Genomic DNA, 15920 nt, shown 5'->3' on the forward strand with positions numbered 1-15920 from the left:
GAGACCAGTCTGAGGTCAACCGGAGTGTGTCAGAAGCGGGAAGTCAGCAATCGGAGCTGGCGCTTGATCCGCGCCCACATCGTCTGGTGCTGGGTGTATTGCTGCCAAACGCCTTCATCGCTGATCGATTCCAGGACCACAGGGCTTTCCCCTCGGACTCGGAAGAGGAATGCGGTGATGCAACGGCAAGACCGGCACACACCGTGGCCATCGATCACCACGACATCCGGCAGTACCTGGTTCCAGCTCCCCCTGAAATCCTGCTTTCGGATTTCACTCCCGCACAGCTTGCATTGGGGGACCACCTCAGTGAGCTTAAAGCCCGAGGGGAATGTGAAGGGTAGCCGGGACGCAATCACTACTCCGGCCTGGTACTGGGCGATCATGGCTTGCAGTTCTTCGGGGCTGACCTTCTCAGGTTGCTTCCCTTGAACCGCCTGCTGTTGATTGGTTGTGGTCATGCGATGTCTCTCCCAGATGTTCGATCAGCTATGCGGCCAGCATGTCCAGTTGCTCCGGCTTCGCATATCGCCCGGGGCCCACGCGGCGCGCAGTCTGCTGGCAGACCTTACGGACCTGCTCCTTCCAGTTCGGGTTTGCCGTCGGCCGGCGATCAGCAACGTATTCGTAGATTTGGCTCAGGTCGGCCTCTCCCTCGAACAGATCGAGGGCCTGTCCGACGACCTCGCGCCAGGAGGCGGGGCCCTGACTCATGGCCTCCTGCACATCTTTTGGAAGGCCCTGGATGTACGCCAGTTCGTGGTAAAGGCTGAGGCCGATCATCAGGCGCTCTTGGTCTTTGGTGAACGTCACGAAAGTCAGGGGATGCTTCAGCCCGGCGTAGAGGTTTCTGGGCAGCATCTCCTGCTGGATGGCCCAGCGTTCGTTGTACCGACACACTCTCGCCGCTGTCTGGAGGAAGTAGCAGGGCAGGACGAATGCCACCTGGCCATTGTCGACCAGTATGCCGTGTACACGATCCAGCAATCGTTCGATGAATTTGGTTTCGAAAGGCGGATTACCGAGGACCAGGGTTGGCCGCTCTTCGAGCTCCACCTGGAAGAAGTCACCTGTAATGACCGGCCTACCGGTCAGGTCACGTGCTTGTTGAGCGAGGCGCGGATCGATCTCTATCCCCAGCGCTGGCACATACTGGGGGATCGCCTGTAGAAAGCGCCCCGGGCCGCACGTTGGCTCGAGGACGAAATCCTTAGCGCTGAGGTGGCTGAAGTTCTTTCGTACGATCGCGGCTGCAGCCCAGGCCGGGGTTGGGTACTGACCGAGCTCGATCTGTGTGTTGTGCGTGCTCATCGCCTCAAGTGCCTGTTCGTTGGTCAATTGAGGCCAGAATCGGGCTGGTCTTCCCGTGCCACCATCTGCGATCCGGAAATCAGCCGTAGCCCTTGAGCATTTACCTCCTCATGAGTGCAGTAGCCTCAGGGGATCAATTGGGGGAGATTTCTTATGTCGTGGATTGATCTGAAGTCAGCACTGAAGAGCGAGTCTGGATTCCTGGAGTTCATCAGGAGCAGCTATAGGCACGGCACCGTCGTTGCCTTGTGCGCTGGCGCGATTGGATTCCTGAACCGCAGGTTGGCAGCCGCGGTGGCGCGCAAAGACCGTGACGGCCAGCGTTACCTCTATACGCAGATCGAAGTATTGCGAAGCGAGATGCATGTTCGGCTGGAAATCAGAACCGACCAGGCGCTTGCCCGTGGCGTGCTTCATCTCGCCGGCGAGGACGCACTGGCGCGCGTGCACGGTCACCAACGAGAGCGATACCTGACCGAGTTCTCGAAGCTGTACCCGGAGATCGTGGGCGCGGTGGGAGTGATCCGGGCGAGGTTCTGGGAAGCGGGTGTATATGGCCAAGATTTTCTGCACTGGGCCCGGCAGCACGTTTTCACCGACACCCAACTCTTGCAAGCCATCCAGGGCTCGAAACTCAGGGCCTATGACGCTTTGGTCGAACTGAACCGTGAGCTGAAGGAGAACGGGAAAGGCGCTCGGAGTTGGAAACTGAAAACCGAGTGGGACCGACGGCGGAAGGAGGTCAAGTTACTCTCTGATCTACAATTCAAGTCCGCAATCTACAAGTGCATTCGCGATGTGCTTGGCGAAGGCTTTATGCCCGAGCTTGAAGAATGGATGACCCGGAATACTCGGATACCCCATTTTCGGAAGCTTCGAGACCGATCTCGGGACTCTAAACCGAACCTCAAGCTCCAGCTGCTCCCGGGCCGGAAATTTCGGCCTGAACGCACCCCTCATCGAAGCACGGTGAGTTCGGAACCTCGGGCATGAATCCGAGCCTCACTACGGCTAGTGCGTAGTCAGGTCCAACCGTAGGACCCGACCTTCCCTGCAGGAACGAGAAGCCCGCCAAATCGGCGGGCCATGATCGGGGAGGGTGGGTCAGTTCGGGAACCAACGCTCCGCCAGATCGCGGAACTTCGGCTCAACGGCCTTGGCCTGCTCGATGCCGGCACAGACATATCCATGGTGCCCGCCGGCCTGCCCTCGCTCCCAGTAACTGCATGCGGCGGCCACCATCTCATCTACTGAACCGCCTTCAACTCCAATACTCAAGCAGCGCACCGCAGCACCGACGTGGTCCCCGGCTCCAGGGATGCGGCTATCGCTCAGGGCGGCGCACCAGCCATGTTCTGTAGGCGCATTGGCCGTCGGAAAGTCGGAGTAGAACTCCATGATCGCAGTTGCCAGTACCAGTGGATGGCCCGGGTAAACGGGGTAATTCCCGGTCACGCTCTTGATGAACTGTCTTCCTTCCATCAAAACCCTACCTTCAGTCAGGAGTTGCTGCCTTATGGATTCGCTTGACGTATTCGTGCATGGGTTGGCAATCGCTGTCCTGGTAGCCGAATCGGTTCACGAACGTCGAGAATGAATCCCCACACTCTTCATCCTGTTGCAGCCAGGCTTCGTACTCAGCGGCTACCTTGAGGGCTTTCAAGCGGAATGCTAGTGCCGCGGCACGCTTGGCCTTCTCGTCGCGATGCCGGCGGATCATCGCTTCTTCTTCCGGACTCAATGGTCCCAGGGTAACGGTCATGACCTTTGTCCTGCTGAAGAGCTGGTGATCATTGTGGATTCTTCAATACGTAGCGGCAGATGTCTCCGACCGTTTTCCACCCCTCAGCTACATCGTCATCAATCTTGTCAAGGTCGAACTCATCTTGAATGGATTCTGCAAGTTCTTCTAGTAGGTCTTCACAGTCTAATGATTCTAGTGAGGAATCGAGTGTTACCTGTCTCAGGTCTGCGGCTGAAACATCAGCAACAATTTTTCGAATTTTAGCTTCTGTAGCTGGTTGCATATTGTCATTCCTTGATTAGTTAATCGGATTTCTGGCAGTGATAACTTACCTTAATTCCTTCGGGAATTATTTCAGCTTTTTTGATTACTGGGCTCGAAATCAACTCTCGCCGCAATTCTAACTTGCTCATGCTCGAATCATCATCATCGCTATAAGGGTATAGAACTGTTAGAACGTTGGCCGTATTAGTGGCGGTCCATTCCAAGCCATTCGCTGCTTTCGTTGGGGCTCCGCGCTTTGCCAGTTCAGTTGAGTTTATGGATGTAGTCGAGCAGGGGCCTATGCGTGCCTCTAGTATTACTAGAGCAGCCGGGATTTCATACGTTAAGTCATGGTAGGCTGTTCGGCCCATACCATGCGTAATTGTAAAGTATCTGTTGGCCATGTAGAGCCATGCGGCGACTGCTGCCGTTAGGGATAGAATTAATATAAAAACCACGTCGCTATGTTTGCTTCTTGGTCGATTTGATTTAACCTCTGCCATTTCGCTCTTAAATCCTTAGTTTGTTGTGTGGTAAGTTCGCAAAGCTGCGGTATAGGAAGAGTTACGCCTTGCTCTAGCAGCGCCTTTCGTTCAGAGGAGTTCAGCTCAAAGCATGCCCAGTCTGTGCTTCGTAGATTTGCACGCAGTTAGGGCATAGCATACCTTTTTTGCCTTGGGCCAGCTGTGCGGATTTCCAGCCTTTACGGGTGGCCAGGTCCTGAAGGTACTTGTAGGCCCGGATCAGATCGGCCTGAGTATCGTCAGCAGTTTCGAACACACCCTGCTCGTTCATGCTGTAGCAGTCGTCGGTGCTCGGGTCTTCCTGGTTGATGCACTGCAGTTCCAGGCGAATGCTCATCGTGTATCTCTCTCAAACTGACGGACTAATTGCCGGACATGGTCTAGCCTGACCATCACCTCAGAGGCCAGATGCCCCCACTGCGCTGGACTCACATCCAGATATCCAGCATTGAATTGCTGATCGATCAGGTCGATCAGGGTGGTGATGGATGCTTCCGTAATGGCAGACCTCAAAACATCTAGCGCGTCTTCGAAGTCACAGAAAGCAAATGTGGCCATTCCGTTTGTCTCTCCGTAAGTCCCGACCGCCCATAGCCCCCAGTGGGTGGGGGCGGTAGTTGGCAGGGGGCTTGGATTAGCCGACGTTCGCCGCCGGCTCGGTGCCGCTCTGGGCAGATTTTACGGCCGCGCGGATGTTGGCCAGCGCCTTGGCCAGGTCCTGCAGGTTCAGGTCGGCACCGCTGAGGGTCAGTTCGACCTTCACACTCTCCGGGGTAGCCATGAAAGGCAGAGCTTTCTCCAGTTGGTCGGCCAGCTGGACCAGCACCGGGGCGGCAACGTCCAGGTCCTTGCGACCGTACAGGGCGGACGGCGCACCAACGGACTTCGCGGTGATCTTCGCGGAGCCGTTGCGCTGGGCCTTAGCGAGCTGCTCCTGCATATGCACCACAGTGTCTTCGCCGTTGGCCTTGCACTGCTTGTCTGCGGCCAGGGCTGTAGAGACGGACGCTTGGCCCTTCTCGACCATCTCCTTGACTTCAGGGGCCACGTTTACCAGCGCCAGCATCTTGCGAACGTGGCTGACCTTACGGTGCACCGCGGCCGCGACACCGGCGACGGTGAACTTGTGGTCGTCGATCAGCTCGCGGTAGGCCTCGGCCAGGTCAAGAGGGGAAACCGGCACCTGCTGGTTGCTCACGCACTGACGCACGATCTCAACGGCACGGCCACCTTCCACCTGGCTCACCCACACGCGCTTGATATCGGCGCCTTCGGCGATGGCCAGCATCAGGCCGGCGTGGCGGGTGAAACCGGTCACTACGCGCAGTTTGCCATTCTCGGCGACAACGCCCAGCGGTTCGACGGGTTCGCCGGCCTTGTAGGAATCGGCGAAGCCGCGGATGGCATCCTGGTCGAATTCGCTGCGGATTGCCTCTTCAACATTGCAGATGAGGAGGGCAATAGGCATTTCGAAGGCGTTCTGGCGCTTCGGATCGAAGTCTAAGCCCAGCTGTTTGCCGGTGATCAGCTTCTTGGCGGTGTCGTGGATGCTGCGCAGGGAGTTGCAGCCAGCCAGAGCAGCTTGGGCGGTTTCGGTGATCAGGTTGGTGGCGATGGTCTCGGTGGTCATGGGGTAGTGCTCCTGTGTGGTCGATGGAGCCATCTTCAGGGGAGGTCGTGTGTGCCAGAACCGGCGCCGAGAAAATTTCGAAGTTTTTTCGAGCCCCTATCGCCTGACATCACCTCCCGATATTCGGACTCTAAAAATGCGCAGAGCCCGCTCTATGGCAGGCCCTGGGAAGTGGAGACACCTGCGATCAGAGCAGGAACAAGCGGCGGGCGTAGCTGCGGTTGACCTCGCGGTCGACCTTCTCCAAGAAATCCGGCACTTTCTCGGCGATCTGTTCCGAGGTCATGCCGCTGGGGATGTTCAGCCAGGTGGTGCTCAGAACGTTGTTGCCCTCACTCTGGTAGTTGCTTACCAGCTGGAAGCCTTCCGATCGCGGCTCGAGGCTGAGCGTGGCGGTCTTGATGCCAACAGCGGTCTCGTAGTCTTGTGAGGCCACCAGGCAGCAGATGTCCATATCGCGCGGGCTGGCGGCGGTCCAGCCCTGAGCCACCAGGTTGTCGGCAATAAATTTCTTGACTGCCTTGTACTCGGGGGCCTGGATGGCGATGTGTGCGGGAGTATGTTTCATGGCGGAGGTCTCTTGGCTCGGATTCGATATGGCTATCTTCCCCCGAGCTCATGTGTGCCAGAACCAGGTGTTTCATCGAAGCCAGAAAGCACGAAGCCCGCACTGTGGCGGGCTCCGGTGAAACTGCTGACTCCTGATCAAGCCCTGCTGGCCTAACCCGCTAGAAGAATGCCCTGACCAGGAATTGCGCCACAAGGTGGGAGGTGAAAACGACCAACACAGCGCCGATGAGTCTCACATCGAAGTCATTGAGCGAGGTAACGTCGAACGCTAGCGCTACATCCCCCTTGAGGCCAGCTGCTCCCCGAACACACTCCGGAGAAGAGTGAAGCCGATCACCAGGCCGGCGACCAGCAATGCGCCACCTCCCAAACCGATTTCCTTGAACTGCCTGCCTTTGGCGATGACGGGCAATGCCAGCAAGCACCAGACAACAGCGTGGCAGTGCGTGATGTAGGTGCCGATGTCCCATGGGATGGTCAACCCGGCCACCAGCACTGTGGAGCAAAGGATTAATGCGTAGATGAGGACTGCGAACACGGGCGTGTAGCGCGATCTCTTTTCGGTTGGGCTAGTGTTGCTCCTGGATCTCTTCAAGACGCTGGGTTGGTTTCGAGCTGGGAGCCTTATCTGCAAGGTCATGTAGCGTTGCGCAGTTGCCGCAGGAGAGGTAAACCGCCGGGTACATTTCGCCGTCGATGTCGGTACCCTTCGGCTCAATGCGGTGCGTCCACATATCGGCGCACCCGCAATTTCCGCAGATCAGGTGGAGTCGGGCACGTGCCACTGGTATCTCCTAGGCGTCCTGGTGATGTTTGACCACGGCGCTACACTCGGGCAGCGCCGGTTTGAGATCCTCGTACGACTGCTTGAGGAGGAGAGCACGGGCAACTCCGTTATCGCCAACGGTATCCAGAGTGAGTTGGCTGCGCGCGCCGGTGAGCGAGTCCTTGACCTCATTCAGAGCTTTGATCCCTTCCCGTCGCAGCAGTCCTACGGTTTGGAGGCTACTGAGTTTGGCCAGAGAGTCGTTGACGATGTCCACCTCAATCCACTCGGTCAGGTCCGACAGTTGGGTTTCGATTTCGCTATAGGCGTCACGGACGCGAATCAGACGGCTCCCGCCGTTCTTCGCAATGGTGTCCAGGACGAGGATGCACCCGTCCCCCAGAATCTGGTCGGAGTAGCCGGTGACGCTGCGAATGCTGGCCTCGGCGACGGTGATCCTGACGCCTTCGACAAGCGGCAGCCGGGCGTCCGAGTCTGCGAGAAGTTCCAGTTCAATCCATTTTTTAGCCATAAGCGTTCCTTGATGAGGTAATTGAGCCTGCCACTCAGTACCAAGTGGAGAAAAGGCGACACAGTCATGTGGGGTGGTGTTGAGATTTGGTTTCATCGCCATGCGATGGGCTTAAGCTGATCAACCCCAACTCCAGGTTCTCAACCTGAACATCATGCCATAGCTCCTGCTCGATCAAAGCGTAGGTATCTGCAAGCTCTTGGGCGTGCTGGCGCTCGTTCGCGGCGCGCTCCTCCTCGGCCACGATGAAGTCAATCAAGGCGAGGTCGTAAAGGTCGTACGCACGTTGCCAGCGGCCGGCAATCGCAGGGAAACCCGGTTCTACGCTCAGCAGCGCATGCGCCTCAGATGCGATGGGGGCAAGGTGTCTCTGTTCGGCGGGGAGAGCTGGCAGATCAATTGACCGCGCAACCTGTTGGAGGGCCTTCTCACCCTCCGAGCACTGGAAACGTAGGAGGAGACTTATCGGCAGGACGCCCCGGGCGAAGGCCAGGCATGCCTGGAGTGCTGACTCTTCTTCCTGTTCGGCTGCCAGAAGCGCCTCCAGCTCTGGGATGACCATGTATCGTCCTCTGGTGAATGTCTGATGTGCACATGGTCTACGCTGGCGCGGTGTGCCACCAGCTCAGGCTGCGAGGATAGGCGCGAGCAGATCCCGGTACATGCGGGCTTCTTCAACAGATTCCAGAATGTCGTCGAGCGCCCGGTGGCTCTGGCGTTTGACTGGCTCGAATGCTGAGCTGATCGTCTTGAGGAATTCCTTCACCGCGCTTATATCCAGATTGCGGTAGTGAAGGTGCGCATTAAGCGCTGGCATTTGGGCCTCAATGAACATCCGGTCGAAGTGGATACCACTTCCGCACAACGGTGAGGCCTTGGCATGTACGCCATGCTCTACCAGGAACTGGATGATTTGCTGTTCAGCACTGGCCAAGTCGGTTGTGGAGGCCGACACATCGTCGAAAAGGCCATTGCGAGTGTGCATGCTCCGAACGATGTCGTCGCACAAAGGAAGGACGTCAGACTGGTCGTGATGAATGACCACGACGTGTTGGGCAAGGACATTGAACTGGGCGTCGGTTACCAGGACCCCGACTTCCAAGATTCGGTGCCGGTACACCATCTGCTTATGCAGTTCAGTGAATCCGGTTGACTCAAGATCAAGCCAGGCCAACCGGCGATCGTTATTCATCATGGGGAGGGCTCCAGTGGTGGCAGTACATGCGAATTCTCCATGCCAGGGGATGTGCCACCAGCCCGGACAGAGTGCCCTATTCGTTCGCCTCCCCGCGCCCCGCTGCACGTTTTGCTCGGCGTGCTTGAATACGCCAGCTGGTCAGCGGGCCGAGGAGCGTAAGCAGTGCTGTCACCACAACCAAGGCAATGGAGAGCGGCTTGCCGCCGCGGATGTGGTAATCATCAGGACTGTAGGAATAGGGTAACGATCCTTCAGGCAGGCGGATGTATATACCGCCCGCATCCTTCGGCTGAAGCCACCAGCTCCCGTCGAATTTCGCCTCCATACGACCAACCACACGGCAACTGGTGTCATAGGGAATCTGCAAGGCTTGGCAGGCCGCCTTGTCGCGCACGATGACCTTGGCAGTATCGATCACCTGGAGAGAGTGACCGACCTGTAACGCGGCCCAGATGACCAGCATTGGCCAAGCGAAGGCCATGAGTAACCTGGACAAGGGATTAATCTCCGACATAACGAGGCCAAGGCAAGGTATCCAACAGGCTGGCGCAATGCCATCCAAAGTTAGGCCGCAAATTTCAGGGCCGAGGATCTGATGTGTTGCGCTGCCTTGAGCAGGGTATTTGCAACAGTGCTCCAATCATTATTCCACCAGGCAATGACCCTGCTGGTCTCCTTTGCCGTCGGCGCCGATATTACGGATCGAACATCAGCGCCTACAGCCTCCCACCTGTCCATGCCCTCGGAGTGCTGGGCGTTGGGATCGATTTCCGACCGATTCACGATCTTGATCTGTTCTTGTCTCAGGCCTTTCGTTGCCGGGTATCCAGTTGCGTCTGCAGGTACTTGGCCATCGGTAATTCGTGCTTGCCATACCGGTCGTAGTCGGCCAAGCGGGCCGAGATGTAGGCCGCCAGCGGCTGCTGCCACTCCTCACTACTGACCGAGTAAGCGTATTCCTCGTAGAAGCGCACGATATCTCTGTACATCGAGTGGCTATAGGTCACGGCAATCTCCTGGGCGAGGGCCGGTGCGGTGCCGAGGGCAACCAAACTACACTCGAGATCGGCAGGAAAGGTCGTCTGACGAACCCAAGAAAGGGCGTTGAAGAAGTGCGGGCCGAGATTCAGGCGCGGTTCGCTGGTGCTGGATAGAACTGGTGCCATGTTACGTTTCCTATAATCGGGAGTGAATTACGCGGCAGCCCGCACTCTGCCGGACCTGCGCGCTGCGATCCGTTTCTGGATGCGCTCTCGGGCAGCTTCTGCTTCCTCTCCAGGGCTGGGCAGCGAAAGCTTGATCTGATTCATCCGACGAAGTTCGTGTTCATGCATCCAATCCATGAGGGTCTGTGCCGTTCCGACATCCTGGTAACTGCGAGGCCCTCCAAGACCCATCTCAGTCCTAGAGCCATACTGCTGGCGCTTTTCCGCCAGGTCGCTGATGGCTCTCATCTCATCAAGCATCTCGTCAAAATTGAAGCTAGCGCGCATGCGTTCACGGATGCCCAGATCACTGATCAAAAGTAAAGGATCATCCAGGGCGACTACCGCGTCCGGTAAAAGGCCCACAGGGCAGAGGGGAAGGGCAGGGCCAGCTTGCATTGAGAAGTTCAGGGTGTGTTGAGTGATGGGATGGTTGCATTGCATGGATAAGCCTCGTGTAGTGATGAGGCTATGTTCACCACAGACTCGTTGTGCCAGAACCGCTGGCCCACACGGCTTTCAATGGCTGGTCCCCCATACTCACCAGGGCATTAGTTCTCCATGCGACAAGAGGCGTTGGGGGCCGGGATTGTGACTTGGTAGGAAGCTACTTCGGGAACCAAGACAAGTTCTGGATTCAACCAGGGGGCACCCCTAGAAAGTAACGACTGAGCTTTTGTCTAGCATGCGTCTGTCTTGGCGTTAGCCCCAGAAGAACAGATAGAGTTTGCACAGCAGCATGATCACCATCAAACCAAGCACGTAATTGGCAAACCAGGACTTTGCAGGTGGGGAGCCATCCGGGAACTCATCAGCCCGGGTGGGTGGCAGTACCCCGGTACGTTGCAGGCGCATTTCGACAAGGCGCTCGCGCATAGCACGATGACGTTTACTGTTGATCACCAACAACCCTGCTAGCGACAACAGCAGGACGGTGATCTGCGCAGGGCCGGCATGGCGGGTGCCAAACAGGCCGGCCGCCACCAAAGCAGGGCCCATCAGGCTGGGCAGTACCAGCCAGATACCAAGACGGTACCCTCTCAACATGGCGAATTGGCCGGCGCAGACAAGCAGCACCAGCACCAAGAATGCGGCCAATACGTAATTCTCGCTTTTCGGCACACCGCCTAGGTAGCCGGATTGCCAGAGTGCGATGCCACTGCCCGAGGCCAGCATGCAGAGCAGGCTGCCGCCGATAAAGGCTGGGAAATGACGGGCCATGAAAGCCTCAAACTTCCCTCCCGATAACCGCCCTGGGTATTTCATTTCAAGTCTCCTTGGATTTATCCGGGATGCCGTAGGCTCGGTAACCTAGCAGATATTCCGATGGGGGATCGAGCATGAAGGTTTTGTCGCCGACGGCACCGGTTATCTTTTCATCGACCTGCAGGCCTGGCGCGGGAGGGAACTGCGTGTTTTGCTTTAGTTGCTAATTCCGCTAGTCAATCAGGCCTAATTCCGCGCACTCTTCGCGCCAGCCCGCCCAGAGGTCAGCCTCGATGTAGGCGTATGTGTCCTGGAGGTCTTCCCATTGCGCCTGGCGCTCTTCCTCCTCCGCTAACTCCCTCTCGTACTCACGTTCGATGTGCGCATGAACTACGGCCTCCGCAGCCTCGTCTGCATCCATCCCCCGGCTCCAGGCCAGCAATAAGGTCTTGGCTTGCCCCTGGGTAGCCTGAGCTACTTGCGAGTAGGAAATCTCCATCAAGGCCGCTACCTGCTTGTCCACCGCCACCAGCCATTTCGTGTACGGCTGATCTAGGGGCGAGGCCGGTTTCAGCCACCCAGCCGAGAGCTGACCTACCGAGCCGTTGCGGTAGTTCTCGTAGTACAGCTCCGTGTACAGCTCGTGTGCCAGGTTGTACTGATCAGCCAACTCAGGCACGTCCAGAAGGAGCAGCGGGGCCCGGGGGCCGTAGTGGCGGTGAATCAGTACGTCATCGCTCGCCAGCTGGTGGACGGCGTCATATGCCGCCTGCAACGCCTCCTCGGCCTGGGAATCACACCCTTCGATGGTGGAGAAGACAGCTACGTTGATCCACAGTGAGCGGGCGGCTAGGGCTTGTGCGAATGCGGGGTTCATGAGGGGGCTCCGTGACTGGGCTAGGTCAGATGGAGCCATCTTCGGACCTGACTGGCTGTGCCAGAACCTCCTGCGGATGTTGGCCGATGCCGGGCAAGGCGATCACCCCGGAATCAGTCAGAACCGAAGATTGGTAGCCAATCGGCATACCAGGCAGGCGCGATCTGCGTCGTGGAGCAATATGCGGAGCTGCACCCCAAATATGCGCAGGACCCCGCGAAATATTCGGAGCAACTTCGAATGTATGCGGACCACCTCCGCACATTTCTGCCGCCGGCGGAACCTAGAACGGGTTTTCCTTCATCAGTTGCCGGCAGTCCTCGAGCACCAGGTCGTAGTGATCATCGGAAGAAATCAGTCGTTCATGTCGAATAATCGAGAGTGGATCTCTCTCGTTCGGCTCCTCCGTTTGGTTCAGGAAGGTTACGACCATGCGGTGGTACCACCACTCTACGTTTTCCCCCGCGGCGGGCTGCACCAACGCATTGGTTTCCAATGTTTCGGGCTGAACGCATTGATTCGAGTCTTCGGGGATGAAGGTGACTCTGAAGTCCACCCACCAGCCTTCGCCGCGATGTCGGAGTTCGACAGTATGTACCTGGTCCTGACGCGGCATGCGCAGCGCCTGGCGGGCGGCCGGGTCGTAGAGGTTCAGCATCGTTCGGAGTCTTCTTCTGGTCCGGCTGCAAAAGCCCCGGCGCCGAGGAATGAGGTTCAATTTCTGCAGGGTATCAGGGGGCAGGGGGCCAGCGAAGTGTCCATCCCCGAGATTCGGGGATGAGTGTGGTGAGATCAGAAGGGGTGGTCTTTCAGGAGCTCATCACAGAGGCGAACGATGATGTCGTAGGGTTCGGCGAAGCTGGGCAGCCGGCTGTAGCTGTCACAGGTGGCCTTCACATCGTCGATCTCCGAGCCGTCATGGTTGCGGATATGAACCATGATGTGGTGATACCACCACTCTCCGCGCAGCCATCCTTTCGCCTGCTCGTCGGTTACCGGGTGATCGTTGGGGTCGGTGGGTTGGGTGCCATCCTCGTCAGGGAGGAACGTGATGTCGAAGATTCGGCCTTGATATCGCACCCGAACTTCCATTTCCTCATCAGGTTGCTGCATGCGCAGAGCCTGACGTGCACCGGCGGTGTTGAGATCGAACATGAAGGCTGCTCCGGAGTTTGGGGGGCAGCAAGCCAATCACCTCGTTCTTGAAAGGCCTGCTTTTGCTCTTGAGCCTCGCATTCTCCCAACCCCCGGGCTGTGCCACCAGCTGTTGTCAGGCTGGCGCTTGGGATGCCAGGGGTGTGCCCGCTACCTGATCGCGATGATGCTCCAACCTCGCCACCTGCTCGAACTCAGCCAGGGTGACGCGCCCGCCGGCGGCAGCTCTTGCCATCAGGCGATGGCCGACCATGCCAGCCATGTCGGTTGAATCCTCCAGTTGCTCGGCGGAGCGCTTGAAAATCGCTTGGGTCAGACGCTGCACCAGGACGACCTTCTGGGCTTCTGGCAGATCCGAAGCCATGAAATGCTCCATTGCAAGTATGAACTGGCTGCGGGTTTGCACCGCTTCGGGGGGCACGCGAAGATGGGCGCAAAGCTCCCGTATCGCTGCGTCAACCTCTGGCAGACCGAGGATGCGAATACCACAGGTGTCTTGGAAAGGACGGCCATCAACGATCAGCCGAAGCGTAATGAAATCGCCATCTCCTTTACCGTCGAAAAATTCCATTTGGCCTCCTATGTTCGGCTAGCTGTCATCTCGGACCTGGGGGCGGATCGTCCAATTGGCGCAGACTTTAAGAATCAAATCCTCCACAATCCCCAAGAGTATTTCGGTGGCGATCGCTCCCTCCTCAGTTATAGGGTCAGACGATAAATTCACAGTAAACCTATCTGCTGTGGCGGCGGACCTTTCGCGCCAAATGTGAGTCATGGCCTCGATGCCGGCCTCGCGACCTATGCACTCCAGAAAAGCCCGTCCAAAACCTTGCTTTCGGAGTTCGCGATCAAGATGAATAGCAACTAACTCGACCTGGATGATCAACTCGCGCTCAACGATTGATACCCTGTGTTCGATTGACGCTAACCCCTTCAAGGCACCGTTTACGTGGAGCTCGTAGCAGGGTACGTCCGCGAAGTCTTTGATCGACATGGGCTCGTCGTCCGGGCGCGGTGATGGAAACAGCATCTGACGCTCATCGATAGTCGTCATCTGGAACGTCACCATCACTTTATCGTCTTTGTTCCTGCTCCTTCTGGGCTTGCCCCACGCATCCACAAAGCGCGGTGGCATCACGATATCCTCACAATCAATCACATCATGGCTCATACGCGGGGGCTTCCTCATGCACAACGCTAGTCGATCTCAAGGGCGGGGCCCAGGTATTGGATGGAGACTGAGGCTCTCCTTCAAGTGAAAGCGTCAGCAGTGACTGCCCAGTCTCTGCGAGTTCAACCTGCGCCAGAGCATGGTCATAGCGGACAACGGCGATCGCGCCGGTAGGGATCATCCTAGCTTTGTTGAAACAGGTGACAGCTACATCGGCATCGGTTAGGAGTGCCTCTACTGCCTCGGTGCTGAGGAAGCCGAGTACCTGCAGGTCACCCGTTGAGTTCGAGCGCGATTCGTCTACCCCATTCCAGGCGGCAAAGGCTTCTGCCTCGGCGTCCTTGATTGGGCCGCGCGCTCCACAGCACTGGCACTGGATGAAATGGCCAGCCAGACTCTGTTCGGCGAGCAAGTTGATGGTCTTGCAGTACGGGCAACGAGCGTTCTGTTGGCTCATCCGTCGCTCCTTTTGCGAGTTGATTCCGCCGTTAGGCGGCAGAGGAAGGTGTCTGCTTAGCACTAGCTGCTTGAGCCTTGGCCATCGACAGCTTGATGTGTGGTGCTACGCGCTCAGCCGGAAGATCCATACAGATGACCTCATCGGGAAGGTTCACCAAGTGGTGGATGATGTAACGGCACGGCGTCTTGTGGTTGATCACATCAAAGAGCGATTGCCTGTCCCGGCGCTCTACTCGCTTGAGTAAACGTTTCGCCGTTGCCACGACGGCAGCGTCGGTCCGATGGTAAGTGGCTGCCAACGCGAGGCAGAGAATTACGTCTAATGGGCGCATAGAGTTCCTCACGATAGGAAGGCCGGAGCCCCGGATACTACCGGGGGGCCGGTGTCAGTCAGAGCCAAAGTGGTGGGCTGTAATCCACCGCTGGCGCGGGATTAGCAAATCACCGCGGAGTTATCCACGATTGCGGTGCCGGCGAAGAAAGCCTGGATAGAGTCCTGGCACTCGATGTAGAAGGGGCCTTGCCAGTCGCGTACCCACTCAGGTGCGAGCCGAGCGTGGATGAAATTGTCTGACTCTTGGGTGTTGTCCCTGATCGCCAATACATAGGACCGGTCCATCGCAAGGACCTCGGGCGTCACGTCAATCTGCGTAGGGCCAGGGTCTACGCCTACCGCGTTGTCGTTCTGCCAGGCTTGAGGGTGAAAAGTTGCGTAAACCCGGGTTCCCTCTGTTGGGGTGGTATCGGTGGCGCGGCACTCTGGGGTTGGGGCACTCACCGGTGGGAATGTGGGCTGCCTTGCGGGTGGAACAGCCTCGAGCAGGAAAATAACCTCGCGACCTTCGGACGTCGCGTTCTGGCTGTAGCCGGCGCAGATTCCCTCCAGGATCTCCAGTTCGATCGTCTCTGCAAGACTGAGTAACGCCGCGCTGGTGTCGGCGACCAGGGTTTTGGGCGCCATGCCCAGATCGCTCAAGGCATCCAGGAACTCTCCTAGGCCACCTTCCTGCTCCAGTCGTGGGGATAGGTACTTCAGGTATTCGATCAGCGCTTCTCGTTTGCTGCTGAAGAAGAGCGGCCCCTGGATTGCGTCCATGGCGGGCTCACCCAGTGGATAGTCTGCAAACACCAGGCACCACTGTTCGGGTATCGGATGCGTGATGTGGGGCTGTTGCGTCATGGTGTACTCCGCGTCTGTGTCGATGGAGTCCATGTTCATGTCTGGCGGAGGGTGCCAGAAGCCGGGCATTGCGAGTATCTGGGCCAGACGGGTCGCCAATACTGGTCTTCGGTGCCCAACAATCGTAT

General features: G+C 57.7%; 27 protein-coding genes. 1 reads left to right on the plus strand and 26 read right to left on the minus strand.

All coding sequences use genetic code 11. From position 1 onward, the window contains the following. Window positions 1-29: 29 nt before the first annotated feature. On the minus strand, window positions 30-461 hold the full coding sequence (locus tag R5C80_RS01260; protein ID WP_319049491.1) for a hypothetical protein: 432 nt from the start codon (window positions 459-461) through the stop codon (window positions 30-32). 28 nt (window positions 462-489) lie between these two features. Continuing rightward, window positions 490-1311, minus strand: coding sequence for a class I SAM-dependent methyltransferase (locus R5C80_RS01265; protein ID WP_319049492.1), 822 nt, complete (start codon window positions 1309-1311; stop codon window positions 490-492). Window positions 1312-1464: 153 nt separating this feature from the next. Between R5C80_RS01265 and R5C80_RS01270 the strand changes: the two genes are divergently transcribed. Continuing rightward, window positions 1465-2304, plus strand: a complete 840-nt coding sequence (locus R5C80_RS01270) for a hypothetical protein (RefSeq protein ID WP_319049493.1) — start codon at window positions 1465-1467, stop codon at window positions 2302-2304. 111 nt (window positions 2305-2415) lie between these two features. Here R5C80_RS01270 and R5C80_RS01275 read toward each other — a convergent pair whose 3' ends face one another. From R5C80_RS01275 to R5C80_RS01390, 24 genes are all read right to left on the minus strand, one after another. Beyond that, complete coding sequence (locus R5C80_RS01275; protein ID WP_319049494.1) at window positions 2416-2793, minus strand: hypothetical protein; 378 nt, start codon at window positions 2791-2793, stop codon at window positions 2416-2418. A 13-nt stretch (window positions 2794-2806) separates the two neighbouring features. Then, on the minus strand, window positions 2807-3073 hold the full coding sequence (locus tag R5C80_RS01280; protein ID WP_319049495.1) for a hypothetical protein: 267 nt from the start codon (window positions 3071-3073) through the stop codon (window positions 2807-2809). 28 nt (window positions 3074-3101) lie between these two features. Further along, window positions 3102-3338, minus strand: a complete 237-nt coding sequence (locus tag R5C80_RS01285) for a hypothetical protein (RefSeq protein WP_319049496.1) — start codon at window positions 3336-3338, stop codon at window positions 3102-3104. Between the two features lie 584 nt (window positions 3339-3922). Further along, complete coding sequence (locus R5C80_RS01290) at window positions 3923-4180, minus strand: hypothetical protein (RefSeq protein WP_209418851.1); 258 nt, start codon at window positions 4178-4180, stop codon at window positions 3923-3925. Beyond that, window positions 4177-4401, minus strand: coding sequence for a hypothetical protein (locus R5C80_RS01295; protein WP_319049498.1), 225 nt, complete (start codon window positions 4399-4401; stop codon window positions 4177-4179). The genes R5C80_RS01290 and R5C80_RS01295 overlap by 4 nt, the downstream gene beginning before the upstream one ends. A gap of 76 nt (window positions 4402-4477) precedes the next feature. Further along, complete coding sequence (locus R5C80_RS01300; RefSeq protein WP_272837617.1) at window positions 4478-5473, minus strand: ParB/RepB/Spo0J family partition protein; 996 nt, start codon at window positions 5471-5473, stop codon at window positions 4478-4480. 187 nt (window positions 5474-5660) lie between these two features. Continuing rightward, on the minus strand, window positions 5661-6041 hold the full coding sequence (locus tag R5C80_RS01305) for a hypothetical protein (protein ID WP_319049499.1): 381 nt from the start codon (window positions 6039-6041) through the stop codon (window positions 5661-5663). A 276-nt stretch (window positions 6042-6317) separates the two neighbouring features. After that, a complete protein-coding gene (locus R5C80_RS01310) occupies window positions 6318-6581 on the minus strand; it encodes a hypothetical protein (RefSeq protein ID WP_319049501.1) in 264 nt (87 codons plus the stop codon). Between the two features lie 31 nt (window positions 6582-6612). Next, window positions 6613-6828 carry a hypothetical protein gene (locus tag R5C80_RS01315; RefSeq protein ID WP_319049502.1) on the minus strand — a complete coding sequence of 72 codons (216 nt, stop codon included), beginning with the start codon at window positions 6826-6828 and terminating at the stop codon, window positions 6613-6615. A gap of 9 nt (window positions 6829-6837) precedes the next feature. Further along, the gene (locus R5C80_RS01320; RefSeq protein WP_319049504.1) at window positions 6838-7341 is read right to left on the minus strand and encodes a hypothetical protein; all 504 of its coding nucleotides are present in this window, start codon (window positions 7339-7341) and stop codon (window positions 6838-6840) included. A gap of 64 nt (window positions 7342-7405) precedes the next feature. After that, window positions 7406-7903 carry a hypothetical protein gene (locus R5C80_RS01325; protein ID WP_319049506.1) on the minus strand — a complete coding sequence of 166 codons (498 nt, stop codon included), beginning with the start codon at window positions 7901-7903 and terminating at the stop codon, window positions 7406-7408. Between the two features lie 63 nt (window positions 7904-7966). Then, entirely contained in the window at window positions 7967-8536 is a 570-nt protein-coding gene (orn, locus tag R5C80_RS01330) for an oligoribonuclease (RefSeq protein WP_319049509.1), read from the minus strand. A 76-nt stretch (window positions 8537-8612) separates the two neighbouring features. After that, on the minus strand, window positions 8613-9020 hold the full coding sequence (locus R5C80_RS01335; RefSeq protein ID WP_171886922.1) for a hypothetical protein: 408 nt from the start codon (window positions 9018-9020) through the stop codon (window positions 8613-8615). Window positions 9021-9342: 322 nt separating this feature from the next. Continuing rightward, on the minus strand, window positions 9343-9705 hold the full coding sequence (locus tag R5C80_RS01340; protein WP_128683705.1) for a hypothetical protein: 363 nt from the start codon (window positions 9703-9705) through the stop codon (window positions 9343-9345). Window positions 9706-9732: 27 nt separating this feature from the next. Further along, entirely contained in the window at window positions 9733-10188 is a 456-nt protein-coding gene (locus R5C80_RS01345) for a hypothetical protein (RefSeq protein ID WP_319049511.1), read from the minus strand. 258 nt (window positions 10189-10446) lie between these two features. Further along, window positions 10447-11010 carry a hypothetical protein gene (locus R5C80_RS01350; protein ID WP_319049512.1) on the minus strand — a complete coding sequence of 188 codons (564 nt, stop codon included), beginning with the start codon at window positions 11008-11010 and terminating at the stop codon, window positions 10447-10449. A gap of 172 nt (window positions 11011-11182) precedes the next feature. Beyond that, complete coding sequence (locus R5C80_RS01355) at window positions 11183-11827, minus strand: hypothetical protein (RefSeq protein WP_319049513.1); 645 nt, start codon at window positions 11825-11827, stop codon at window positions 11183-11185. 283 nt (window positions 11828-12110) lie between these two features. Continuing rightward, window positions 12111-12485 carry a hypothetical protein gene (locus R5C80_RS01360; RefSeq protein ID WP_319049514.1) on the minus strand — a complete coding sequence of 125 codons (375 nt, stop codon included), beginning with the start codon at window positions 12483-12485 and terminating at the stop codon, window positions 12111-12113. A 134-nt stretch (window positions 12486-12619) separates the two neighbouring features. After that, on the minus strand, window positions 12620-12982 hold the full coding sequence (locus R5C80_RS01365) for a hypothetical protein (RefSeq protein WP_319049515.1): 363 nt from the start codon (window positions 12980-12982) through the stop codon (window positions 12620-12622). Between the two features lie 115 nt (window positions 12983-13097). Beyond that, on the minus strand, window positions 13098-13553 hold the full coding sequence (locus R5C80_RS01370) for a hypothetical protein (protein ID WP_319049516.1): 456 nt from the start codon (window positions 13551-13553) through the stop codon (window positions 13098-13100). An 18-nt stretch (window positions 13554-13571) separates the two neighbouring features. After that, the gene (locus R5C80_RS01375; protein ID WP_319049517.1) at window positions 13572-14153 is read right to left on the minus strand and encodes a hypothetical protein; all 582 of its coding nucleotides are present in this window, start codon (window positions 14151-14153) and stop codon (window positions 13572-13574) included. Beyond that, window positions 14143-14610 (minus strand): Lar family restriction alleviation protein, encoded by a 468-nt coding sequence (locus R5C80_RS01380; protein ID WP_319049519.1) that lies wholly within the window; start codon window positions 14608-14610, stop codon window positions 14143-14145. The genes R5C80_RS01375 and R5C80_RS01380 overlap by 11 nt, the downstream gene beginning before the upstream one ends. A gap of 31 nt (window positions 14611-14641) precedes the next feature. Continuing rightward, complete coding sequence (locus R5C80_RS01385) at window positions 14642-14944, minus strand: hypothetical protein (protein WP_042853040.1); 303 nt, start codon at window positions 14942-14944, stop codon at window positions 14642-14644. A gap of 101 nt (window positions 14945-15045) precedes the next feature. Further along, a complete protein-coding gene (locus tag R5C80_RS01390; RefSeq protein ID WP_319049520.1) occupies window positions 15046-15831 on the minus strand; it encodes a hypothetical protein in 786 nt (261 codons plus the stop codon). Window positions 15832-15920 lie beyond the last annotated feature (89 nt).

Source organism: Pseudomonas sp. On1 (assembly GCF_033783325.1).